The 10,634-nt window shown below is 47.1% G+C and carries 10 protein-coding genes; 8 read left to right on the plus strand and 2 right to left on the minus strand.

The window, feature by feature from the left end:
* Positions 1 to 8 precede the first annotated feature (8 nt).
* The 7 genes from ABID13_RS26725 (at position 9) to ABID13_RS26755 (ending at position 8,395) form a co-directional block, all read left to right on the plus strand.
* Positions 9 to 2,267 carry a hypothetical protein gene (locus ABID13_RS26725; RefSeq protein ID WP_048931356.1) on the plus strand — a complete coding sequence of 753 codons (2,259 nt, stop codon included), beginning with the start codon at positions 9 to 11 and terminating at the stop codon, positions 2,265 to 2,267.
* Between the two features lie 21 nt (positions 2,268 to 2,288).
* Positions 2,289 to 3,020, plus strand: coding sequence for a hypothetical protein (locus ABID13_RS26730; protein ID WP_048931355.1), 732 nt, complete (start codon positions 2,289 to 2,291; stop codon positions 3,018 to 3,020).
* Between the two features lie 19 nt (positions 3,021 to 3,039).
* Positions 3,040 to 4,212 (plus strand): SpoIIE family protein phosphatase, encoded by a 1,173-nt coding sequence (locus tag ABID13_RS26735; RefSeq protein ID WP_048931380.1) that lies wholly within the window; start codon positions 3,040 to 3,042, stop codon positions 4,210 to 4,212.
* A 27-nt stretch (positions 4,213 to 4,239) separates the two neighbouring features.
* Positions 4,240 to 5,106, plus strand: a complete 867-nt coding sequence (locus ABID13_RS26740) for an MBL fold metallo-hydrolase (protein ID WP_242849337.1) — start codon at positions 4,240 to 4,242, stop codon at positions 5,104 to 5,106.
* Entirely contained in the window at positions 5,103 to 6,179 is a 1,077-nt protein-coding gene (locus tag ABID13_RS26745; RefSeq protein ID WP_048931353.1) for a FecR domain-containing protein, read from the plus strand. The genes ABID13_RS26740 and ABID13_RS26745 overlap by 4 nt, the downstream gene beginning before the upstream one ends.
* A gap of 29 nt (positions 6,180 to 6,208) precedes the next feature.
* Positions 6,209 to 8,020 carry an adenylate/guanylate cyclase domain-containing protein gene (locus ABID13_RS26750; protein ID WP_048931352.1) on the plus strand — a complete coding sequence of 604 codons (1,812 nt, stop codon included), beginning with the start codon at positions 6,209 to 6,211 and terminating at the stop codon, positions 8,018 to 8,020.
* Positions 8,021 to 8,200: 180 nt separating this feature from the next.
* Positions 8,201 to 8,395: a hypothetical protein gene (locus ABID13_RS26755; protein ID WP_156200253.1), complete on the plus strand. Its 195-nt coding sequence runs from the start codon at positions 8,201 to 8,203 to the stop codon at positions 8,393 to 8,395.
* 117 nt (positions 8,396 to 8,512) lie between these two features.
* On the opposite strand, the gene ABID13_RS26760 is transcribed toward ABID13_RS26755, so the two are convergent.
* Together ABID13_RS26760 and ABID13_RS26765 are read right to left on the minus strand one after the other, a co-directional pair.
* The gene (locus tag ABID13_RS26760; RefSeq protein WP_048931351.1) at positions 8,513 to 8,869 is read right to left on the minus strand and encodes a hypothetical protein; all 357 of its coding nucleotides are present in this window, start codon (positions 8,867 to 8,869) and stop codon (positions 8,513 to 8,515) included.
* Between the two features lie 268 nt (positions 8,870 to 9,137).
* Positions 9,138 to 9,380: a DUF6431 domain-containing protein gene (locus tag ABID13_RS26765; RefSeq protein ID WP_354021341.1), complete on the minus strand. Its 243-nt coding sequence runs from the start codon at positions 9,378 to 9,380 to the stop codon at positions 9,138 to 9,140.
* On the opposite strand from ABID13_RS26765, the gene ABID13_RS26770 reads away from it, so the two are divergent.
* Positions 9,306 to 9,512 carry a hypothetical protein gene (locus ABID13_RS26770; protein ID WP_048931350.1) on the plus strand — a complete coding sequence of 69 codons (207 nt, stop codon included), beginning with the start codon at positions 9,306 to 9,308 and terminating at the stop codon, positions 9,510 to 9,512. The two genes, ABID13_RS26765 and ABID13_RS26770, sit on opposite strands and share 75 nt — an antisense overlap.
* The last annotated feature ends 1,122 nt before the right edge of the window (positions 9,513 to 10,634 follow it).

The raw sequence follows: 10,634 nt of genomic DNA on the forward strand, positions 1-10,634 counted from the left end.
GAAATGCGATGGCGAATACGTTGGATTTTAAACAGATGGAACAATGGGGACTGAATGACTATGCACAGTTTTTTGATGAGAGTCATAAAAAATTCGGGCAAAAGGATTCTGAATTATATCAGAATGTAAAAACGCAGTTTAATGCATTCCTGCAGCTGCAGAATACACCTATCACGAGCGATGTTGCAGCTGAACTGCTAAGTGCCGGTCAGAAGCTTGCGGATGCTTGTTCCGCCTATATAGAAGCGATCGGAGATCGAAGGGTATACACCGGGACAGGACAAAAGAGAGTGGAGGTTATAAAGAACCTTCCTAAGTATTTTCAGAACCTTTGTTCCGAAAAGCAGCTGGAACGACTCAGAGAGCCACTGATTTTAAATGCAAATGCAGGAAAGACTCTGAACCAGCTGAACATCGAGCCGGCGGCGCACATTCATGAAGCTGCGTTCGAAAATCAGGTGGGTGGAAATGCAAGCGAGCGATACCAGGTAACCTATCAGGACAAACGAGGTTTTTTTACACCGAAAGAGTATGTAAATGATCGTCCGGCGGTTATTGACGAAATGGTGAATGCGGAAAGAAATCCAGATCATAAGAAGGTGCTGGAAGCGAACAAGGAATTCCTGAAAGAAAATGCGGAAGGCTTTCAAGCAAAAGGAGTTGATGCTACAATACGGAATGAACTTGATTTGATGAAATATTGGGTTTCATTGCCTGAAAATACAGAGGCTGAAGTGGAAAAAAAGAAAATCTTCGCGAGACTGATTACTGGTAGGAAAGAGGATGGAAAATTGGCTGCGGGAAGATTCGATAATATGAAGAAGTTGATAGACAGTTATCGGGCAGACCTGGAGATGCTTTCAGATGCAGACCGAAAAGATACTATCAAAGAGGGAAACACATTTCGCGAATGCCTGAACGCTTACCGTGATTCTAATGACTATGAACCGCTTTCCAAATGCAGTGAGATGATTGCCCATTATGCCGAAACAAGAAAACCAAGCAGAGAAGCACTGGAGGGAATCGAAGCGGGAAAAACCATGTTTGAACGTTATCTTTATGAGTCGGCGGCCGTAGCTTATAACAATAACTGGTTAGAAGCTTATCAAAATAAAAAACAGCTCCTTGTCAATCCTGACGTGTATGAAAAAGCCATGACTATCATGAAAAAGGCGAATATGGCAGCGCTGCCACTGAGTTCAGAGCTCGGCGAGATGAAAGAGGGGGATGAATTATCCGGTCGTAATGTCGCTTCATCACGGATGGCAGAGTTTCTCGGTGTGGGAAATCTGCTGGCGCATTCTGAGAAAATGACCGTTCAAATTGGTAGTCAGGAGGTAGAAGGCTGCTTTATGGAGTTTGCGGAGGGAGTCGATCTGCGCAACGGAAAGGACGCAGCCTTGGAACAGATCAATCAGATCAGATTTGAAAACAGTCCGGGCTTCATCAGAGATGCCTGCAATCTGGAGGTGCTGGATTATCTCTGCGCACAGGCAGACAGACATGGCGGCAATATATTCTTAAAGCTGAGCGAGCCGCAGGCGGATGGTACCCGTGAGATACTCGGACTTCAGGGAATCGACAATGATTTATCGTTTTCCTCCTTCTCCAAGTATTATCCGGATATCCCCATTGCTATGAAACAGGGGCAACTGCAGGATTTGTGCTTTATCAGTGAGAATCTGGCAAAAAATATTCTGGCGACAGACCGAAGCAGGCTGCAATTTGTGCTTGGTGATATCCTGAGAGAGGATGAGATCGATGCATTAGATATTCGTATGACGCAAATGAAGGATCATATCAGGAACAATATGATTCAGGTCAAGGATGACGAATGGGCATTGGACAGAGACCCGAGCAGAAAGCTGGAACAGGCACTCGCCGCGGATCCGGACAAGCTGTTACGGTATCAGCAGGGCGTCAGGAGTTTAAATGAGGGATTAAATCCGGATCTGCCTCAGAAACAATGGATTCATAAAAATTCTGATGTCGGAGATGAGATACAGAAGGCGCAGGAGCGATATCGCAGTCAGCAGGCGGAACGCGCGGCAGAAGCAGTACAGGCTCAGACACCGGAAACGGTCGAAAGAGAGCAGGTACAGCCGGAAAGGACTGAAAACCCGGCAGCGAACCGGCAGGTAGTAAGAGAAAGCCTGAATATGTGGCTGAAGGAGGAAGCTCGTTCGAAGGGAGGTCCAAAAGCAGAGATGCCCCAAAAATCAAGAGAAATTGAGCTTGGTGCACATCGAAGAGGACCTCGTAAATAGGAAAAAGGAGGTGTCAGAGCGATGCGGAAAAAAGCAGGGAATTTGAAATCGTATCTGATTACGATTTGCCTGGGACTTTTGCTGACTGTCAGCTCTGCCATAACTGTCCGGGCAGAACAGGCGGCACAGGGGGAGCTGCCGGCCGCCGGCTGGTCGCTCATCGAAGATCGGTATTATTATTTGACGGAATCCGGACAATATCTGAGGAATTCGATAACACCGGATGGATATTATGTGAATCCGGATGGCGTATGGCAGCCCCGTTCTTCTGTCATTCTGGGAACCGAGTTTCGGGCGCCGGAGAAGGTTCCCTGTGTGACGGACGCATGGACCGGCACACAGGAAATAAAAGCTTTGCAGGGGAAGATTCAGAACGTATTTCGACAGAGGAGAATCCGGATCACAGATTCTGCGATGGAATACCTGGAAGGAGAGAAGGAAACGGTGCTGCTGGGGATTTATAAAAATACAGCTTCGGGCTCCTATCGTTTGAGTATCCGCACTGCACTGGATAAGAGCAGTACGGAGCTGAACCAGGCTGCTTCCTATGATTATGCAGTTTTCCGTGCATTCCTCTATCAGCTGACGACAACGCCGGATTATCTGGAAGATGCGATATACAGCAGCTGGCGGGAGGATAACCGCTGGAATATCAATCGGATGAATGGCGTATGGGTCGGTGACAGCATGGTGAAATACAGTGCCGGTGACGGCTGCGGGTATTTCCATATCTGCCCGGGTGGACAAAAATAGCAGCTTTGAGGGATATGAGATGGAAAGAGAATGGAAGAACGTAAAAATCATACAGGATTTTTTCCAGATTCAGGAGGACGGTTCCATGCCGGAAGGATCCAGAATTCTTCTGGCTGCTACGCAACCGGTTACCTTTCAAAAGGGGCAGGAGCTTGTAACCATTGGCGCCGAACCGGATGACGGGATGTATATTATTCTGGATGGTACAACCCAGACCTTTCTTGCCGGAGATGAGCCGATCGGAGAACAGGGACCGGGAGAGGTGATCGGTGAACTGGCGCTGATCAAAGAGGGGACAAGAAAGGCCACGGTTCGGGCAATGACGGAGGTGTCCTGCGCCAATATTCCTAAAAAAGTATTTGAGGAAATCGCACATTCCAATCCCAAGGTATATGGAGCTCTTCTGGAACTGCTCTATACAAAATCCACCAATGTAATCCGGGAGCGGGAGCGTATGAAATCCGAGCTGGAGATTGCATCCAGAATTCAGATGGGGATGCTGCCAAAGTCCTTTGAACAATATTGCAGGCTTCCCAATATCAGTCTTGATGCAAGGACAAAGCCCGCCAAGATGGTTGGCGGCGATTTCTATGATATATTTCAGATAGACGAGACACATTTATGCTTTCTGATTGCAGACGTGGCCGGAGAAGGGCTTCCTGCATGCCTGTTTATGACGGTGGCCAGGACGCATATTAAGAATTATATGCGTCTGGGAATGCCGGTGGCAGAAGCGGCGAAACGTGTGAATAACCTGCTGAATGAGGATAATGAAGAAGAGCTGTTTGTTACCGTCTTTCTATGTGTATTGGATTTGCAGAAGAATCGACTGACATTTGTGAATGCCGGTCATAACAGGCCGGCAATCAGCAGGGGACACGGACCATTTCAGCTGCTGAAATGCAACGCAGATTTTGTCTTTGGTATGATGGAAGATATGACGTATCAGGAGCAGATGACAGAGCTTTGTCCGGGTGACAGCTTGTATTTATATACGGATGGAGTGACAGAGGCCTTCAATACCGATGAGGAGCTGTATACGGAAGCCAGGATGCTGGAAGCGCTGAATCGACATAGAGAGGCCAGAGAGCAGCCGGGGCTCATGCTGGACTACATGTACCGGGAGCTGGAGGAATTCAGCCGGGGAGCTGAGCAGTCGGATGATATCACTATGATGTATCTGGTTCGATAATCGGCAGGAAAGGAGAAGAACTTGCAGGTGACAAATGGCATGGAAATCATGTTCTGGGGAACAAGAGGATCTATGGCAGCACCGTATCCCGATCGGATGCGGTACGGAGGAAATACCAGCTGTGTATCCGCGAAATGGCGCGGAGGCCTGGTGGTGTTCGATGGCGGAACCGGAATATGTGAACTCGGAAATCGGCTACTGAATCCGCTGCCGGGAGAGGAGCTGTGCCCGGGAAAGGAATTGCATATTTTTATCACCCATCTTCATCTGGATCATATTATGGGGCTTCCGTTTTTCACGCTGCTGTTTCAACAGAACTGGAAAATCCATTTTTACGGAGAATCCAGGGCCGGTGCGGGATTCCGGAATGAACTGCTGCAGATCAGTCAGGCACCGTACTGGCCGATTTCTTTTGAACAGGCTGCTGCAGACATCATCTGGCATGAAATATCCCCGGGAGACTGTATTCCATTGCCCGAAGGGGCCAAAATGCAGGTAACAGCAGCAGATCATCCCAACGGTTCTTCCCTGTTTCGTCTGGAAGCAGACAGCAGTTCCGTGGTCTATGGACTTGACGGCTCGTTGACCGATCGCATTCGCGGGTCTTATGAGCCGTTTGTCTCCGGCTGTGATCTTCTGATTTTTGACGGAATGTATACGGATCCGGAGTATTCGAAGGTAAAGGATTTTGGACACAGTACATGGCAGCAGGGAGTCACTGTCAAACAGACCTGCCATGTGGGGGTGCTGTGTATCTCGCACCATGACTGGGCACGCACGGATGCTCAGTTAGATGAGATACAGACAGAAATGGAGCAAATCGAGCCGAACGCTGTATTTGCGCGGGAAGGAATGAAGATTTGTCTTGGCAAGGAAGGGACGGGCATAGTATGAAAAGAAAATGGAGTAAAATTCTGGTGCTGGCAGTGATGGCCGCATGCTTGTCTGCAAATCCATGTTCATTTGCAGATGACATAGAAAGCAGAACACTGTCTATCCTTGAGGTAAGCGGAAACGAAGCTTATGTCAAGAAAAATGCCCACGATCGGTTTGCGGCTGTGGCCGGCCTGAATCTGGGAGAAGGCAATCAGGTTTCCACCGGGAAAGCTTCCAGTATCTATATCAAAGCAGATGACGATAAAACGATGAAGCTGGATAACAACACCTCGGTGGATGTTGAAAAGGCATCTGCAAAGTCGCTGAAGCTTACATTAAAGAAGGGAAAGCTGTTTTTTAATGTGGAGAAGCCATTGGGCGAAGATGAAGAATTGCAGTTCAAAGCGGGGCAGACTTCTATGAGTATTCGCGGAACCAGTGGTGTGATTAAATATCACCCGGATGTTTTGTGCTATTACCTGATTGAAGGCAAGGTTTCCGTTGAGCTTGGAAATGATCAGAGTTTGGAATTGTATGCAGGTCAGAAAGCAGAACTGGTGCGTGACTGGGGAGAGGACACACCGGGGCCCGGTTCGGAGGCCGGATATGTTCTGAAAGAAAGCGGAGCATTCCATTGGACGGAGCTGGATACAACCATCTTAAAAACTGTATTAGAAAATCGTGAACATCTGGATCTTGGTGCGATCGGATTGAATTCCCAGGAAGAATTGGAACGGGCAGAGTCGATTTTGGAAGAACAGGAACGGTTGAAGCAGACCGTCAAGAAGCCCTCACACACACACAATGATGGCGGGGGTCGGGAACGCCCCTCTCGCGATGATGTGAAACCGGAACCTCTTCCGCCGGAAGAAGTAGTTCCCCCGGAAGAGGAGAATCCCCCGGAAGAGGAGAATCCCCCGGAAGAGGAGGTAGTCCCTCCCGAGGAGGTGCTCCCACCGGAGGAAGAGGTGGTCCCTCCCGATGAGGATAACTCCACAGGGGAAGAAGGACTTCCGGATAAGGAGATCCCTGCTGATGAAGATACTGCCGGTAATGAGGATGCTGCCGGCGGCGAAGAAGCTGTCGGCTGAGATGCTGCTTCCGATGGAGAAGTGACCCAATGAGAATAAAATCATTAAAATTTCTTGTCTTGAGTGTTTTGCTTGTCCTGCTTTTGACCGGCCAGGGGATGGGCATGCTTCAGGTGGTGGAATATCAGTTTCAGGATGTCTGCTATCAAAACGGCGGCCTGATCAGTCCGGATATTTATGTGATTGGAATCGATGAGAAAACGCTGATTCAGTATGGCAGGTGGAGTGATTGGGGGCGTGAAAAGACGGCTGAACTGGTGGCTTTGCTGAATGAGGATCCGGATACTGCGCCGGCAGTGATCGCTCTGGATATTGGTTTTTATGCTTCCGGGGACGAAAAAACAGATCAGGCGCTGATCGATGCTGTATCGAAACAGGATAATATCGTTACGGTTTCCTATACGACCTTTGGAAAACAGATTGAGACAGAGCAGGAAGACCTCTTTTGGGTATCTGAGCGTGTCAAGACGTATGAAATTCCTTTTGAAGGTCTGAGAGAGCATGTTTCCTGGGGATTCAGCAATGTTCCTTTGGATTCGGATGGTCTGGTACGACACAGAATCGATCATTTTGAGGTGAACGGAAAAACAGAATACAGCTTTGCATCAGAGATCTATCGGAAATACATGGGCAAATTGCCGGAGAATGAATTATCCTATATTCCTTTTTCCGGATATCCTTACGATTATTATGGTTCTGAGACTGCCGGGTTATCCTTCTGTGACGTAATAAACGGAACCATTCCAAAAGAACTGTTTGCAGGCAGTATCGTACTTATCGGCGCGTACAGTGAAGGAATGATGGATTCCTATTACACTGCTGTCAGCCATGATACGCCCATGTATGGAGTAGAGGTGCATGCCAATATACTTCAGGCCCTGCTGGATGAGAATCTGAAAAAAGAGCCGAAACAGCTGACTATGCTGGCAATCACCTTCACACTGTTTGCGGCGGCGTTTTTGACATGGTTTTTCCGGAAGCTTTGGCTGGTTTCAGGTGCTTCGCTGATATTGATATCCGGATACAGGTTCTTTGCTGTCCGGGCTTATGAACAGGGCTTTGTGATGCCGCTTCTTTATCCGATGGCGGCGGTCTTACTCTGCTACATCTTTGGAATCGGCTGTCAGTATATTCAGGAACGCCTGGAGAAACAGCACGTAGAAGCTGTATTCGGAAGATATGTGTCAAAAGCAGTGGTAAATGAAATTTTAAAAGGCGGAAGGGATACCTTGCGATTAGGGGGGCAAAAGAAGGATATTGCAGTATTGTTTGTTGATATTCGCGGCTTTACTCCTCTTTCTGAAGCATTAGAGCCGGAGCAGGTTGTTGCCATTCTCAATCAATATCTGGAGGTTACGACAAACGCAGTGTTTGAGAACGGAGGCACCGTTGATAAATTCATCGGTGACGCAACCATGGCTTTGTTTAATGCCCCTCTGAATCAGGAGGATTATGTGTTCCGGGCAGTCAAGACCGGGCTTGACATGGCGGCAGCCGGGAAAGCTCTGGGAGAAGATTTGCTGAAGCTGTGTGGTAAAACCGTCAGCTTCGGGATTGGTATCAACTGCGGGGAAGCTGTCATCGGCAATATCGGCACTTCCAGCCGTATGGAATATACAGCAATTGGAAATACCGTCAACACGGCTGCACGGCTGGAGAGCCGGGCAAAAGCCGGGGAGGTCCTGATCAGTCCGGAAGTATATAAACGTTTGAGGGACAGAATCGAGGTGGAAAGTCTCGGACCATGTACTTTAAAAGGAATTTCTGAACCGATGGAAATCTTCCGGGTAACTGGGATTCGGTATCCAGCCCGTCTCGCTCCGCAGTTCAGCAAGCGTTAATCGAAAACACGAAATTACGAAAAGGGGGCTGTTGCACTAAAAAAGGTGTTTCAGTCCCTTCTCTAATCTGAAAATAAGTTTTAATACATAAGAAAAGAGCCGGATACTTGAAAACAGGAGGAACTGATGCCTGGTGAGCGAATGCCCCATGGATGATTCCTGGCTTTCCATACGGAGTTTGTGAAGTACCTGCCCGATGGAAAACCTGTGATGGAATTCAGCCCGGGGTTTATTCTGGACGGTATGCTTACACCGCAGTATCCCGAAGATCCGGAGACAGGGATGGAAGCGGATTTGACGGTTATGAGGGCGGATCCGGGGACAGAGGAAGTGGCGTTTGAAGTAGGGGAGATACGGAAGCAGGCAGAGTCCTAAGTCTTTCATGACGATGAGGAGGAAGATGATGAGAAGGAAATCAGCGGCTATGGTTATATGTTCTTTTGGGTTTTGTTCGGAGAAAATGTGTATTAAGTCCTTATCAGATTGATATTTTTAAAGACGTGGCAGGAGGGCTGTTAAATATATACGAAGAACGGTTTTACAGACCTTCAGACGAATATATGCAGCTTCGGAATTCAATGACGCAGGAGGAGGCTCAGAAATTACTTTATGAGGCATAAGAGCCTCAAGACCGCCACGCTGATACATGGAGACCCATTTTTCAATAGTCTTATAGTTGTATTCGACAATGGAACCATCTGGCAGTGTAAAGGCTGAATCAGCGACTCTTTTGTAATAAGCAGTTCTTGATGCATCCGGATAAAGGTCCTGGATGACCGGTGCAATGATGCCAAAGCGGAACTGTGCAACTTCGGCGGTTTTTTTGATATCGTCTTTTGTGTTATTCATAGTGAAATCCTCCTTGAGACCATGGTAAACCAGGGAGTGAAGGAAAGGAATGCCCGTGTCGTGTGGAAGCCGAAGATCAGGAATCGTTCAAAAGACAGTCTGACGGTAAAGCGCCGGATTGGCATGGGACTGCAAAAAGGAATGTGCAGTCATCATGTAAAAATCGGAAGCAAAGTCTGAAAATACCGGAAGCAAGACGGTATGTTTGCGGAAAGAGAAGCCTGCAGTCCCGGTGGAAGAGAGGATGCCCAGTCAGAGCTCTTTATGTTCAAGAAAAAGAGTACCAGCGGTAGAGCATGGAATGGCTAATACCAAAGCGGAGGCAGAGGTGTTCAACGGTATGCAGATGAAGAAGGTACTCTGCAATGACCCTGAGAATGAAAAGGAGCCCATAGGTACTGTAAGGGATGATTAGGTCAGGGAGAATGGCGTGCGTATGTCCGCAGCTGCAGATGACTCTCTGCACCCTGACAGAATGATAAACAGTCCTGCCGGAAATAAAGTCTATCAGATTTCTTTCATAGGAAGCATGGGTATGGCAGGAATGGGAAGCACCACAATAAGGGCAGGTCTCCATTTCCGGATCAAAACCTGCCATAAAAGAGTCAAAGAGAGATTTAGAAGAAGATTTTATACGAATTAGCTTGCAAAACAGAGAGTTTTTTCTTATCATAATAGTGTCAATGCGACTGTTATCAGCAGAGGAGCCATAATTATTAGGACGAAGATCCTGCACAGACACTGCTTACGGCGTATCGTGGTTGAGAGAAAGAACGAACTGTAGGAGGGGCTGTTCTTTCTCTTTTTTTAGTTACATGGAACACTATACGGGTACTGCCCCGGATAGTCAAGATAAGCAGAAAAAAACGTGCTGCAAAAAACAGCACGTTAAGATAGGAAAAGAAAGGGAACGCCGAAAATAATTTGCCGTGGAACTGCGGTAGGTAAGAACTATAATTTGACGCGGGACAATCAAAAGAAAATCTGAACAGAGCCTATAAAAAGGTAGTTGCCAATAAAGGTGCAAGTGGAGTGGATGGAGTTACGGTTGAAGAACTGGGATATTATATAAGGGCAAACAAGGATACAATCATTGCTTCACTTAGGAACAGAACCTATATGCCGAAACCAGTGCGGAATGTCTTGAAGGCGATTGACAGCATATTGCAGATTCATTTTGGATGAAAACCCTGCAATAGGATTGCAGATCTACAAAAATAAGGATCAGACGAAAGTTCAATGAGTATTTCAGGGAATCCAGACGCTGATGGGCGTTGTCTCTTATGATAATATCAAATTAGAAGAGATTAAGAAGCGGTGCCTACGGAAGGAGGAATTCAGCAGCGTATCGAATTAATAGAAGAATTAAATTTGAAAAGAAAGAAACAGAGAAAAGGATGTTGGATAGTAACAGGGAATGTAAGAGATAAAAATTTCGCTTGTTTCTTCTGAATATAGTAGAAACAGCAGTTTTACCAACCCCCAAAATCATTTTACCAACTTTCAAAATTCCCCAATTTTGAAACAAAAATCAGAGGCGAAAACCATTTACCAACCAAAAGTCTGGTAAACAAAAACGCGGACATCCCTCAAACCAGCATAAATCCAGGGTTTCCACCGAAAGTTCGCGAAGCAGATTGGAATGTAATCCCAAATTTCATAAAGACGTTAAAAGGGGCTGTCGGGAAATAGATGGTTCCGAACAGGGGCAGGCGTGACTCATGCGAGTCACGCCTGCCCCTGAAATTTATCCACTAAAAAGAAA

Origin of the sequence: Enterocloster citroniae, assembly GCF_040545455.1 — a bacterium.
Lineage (GTDB): Bacteria > Bacillota > Clostridia > Lachnospirales > Lachnospiraceae > Enterocloster > Enterocloster citroniae.

Excerpts from the sequence above, each read along its gene's own strand:
- ABID13_RS26725 (WP_048931356.1), top strand. The coding sequence starts at position 9 with ATGGCGAATACGTTGGATTTTAAACAGATGGAACAATGGGGACTGAAT.
- ABID13_RS26730 (WP_048931355.1), top strand. The coding sequence starts at position 2,289 with ATGCGGAAAAAAGCAGGGAATTTGAAATCGTATCTGATTACGATTTGC.
- ABID13_RS26735 (WP_048931380.1), top strand. The coding sequence starts at position 3,040 with ATGGAAAGAGAATGGAAGAACGTAAAAATCATACAGGATTTTTTCCAG.
- ABID13_RS26745 (WP_048931353.1), top strand. The coding sequence starts at position 5,103 with ATGAAAAGAAAATGGAGTAAAATTCTGGTGCTGGCAGTGATGGCCGCA.
- ABID13_RS26750 (WP_048931352.1), top strand. The coding sequence starts at position 6,209 with ATGAGAATAAAATCATTAAAATTTCTTGTCTTGAGTGTTTTGCTTGTC.
- ABID13_RS26760 (WP_048931351.1), bottom strand. The coding sequence starts at position 8,869 with ATGAATAACACAAAAGACGATATCAAAAAAACCGCCGAAGTTGCACAG.
- ABID13_RS26770 (WP_048931350.1), top strand. The coding sequence starts at position 9,306 with ATGTCCGCAGCTGCAGATGACTCTCTGCACCCTGACAGAATGATAAAC.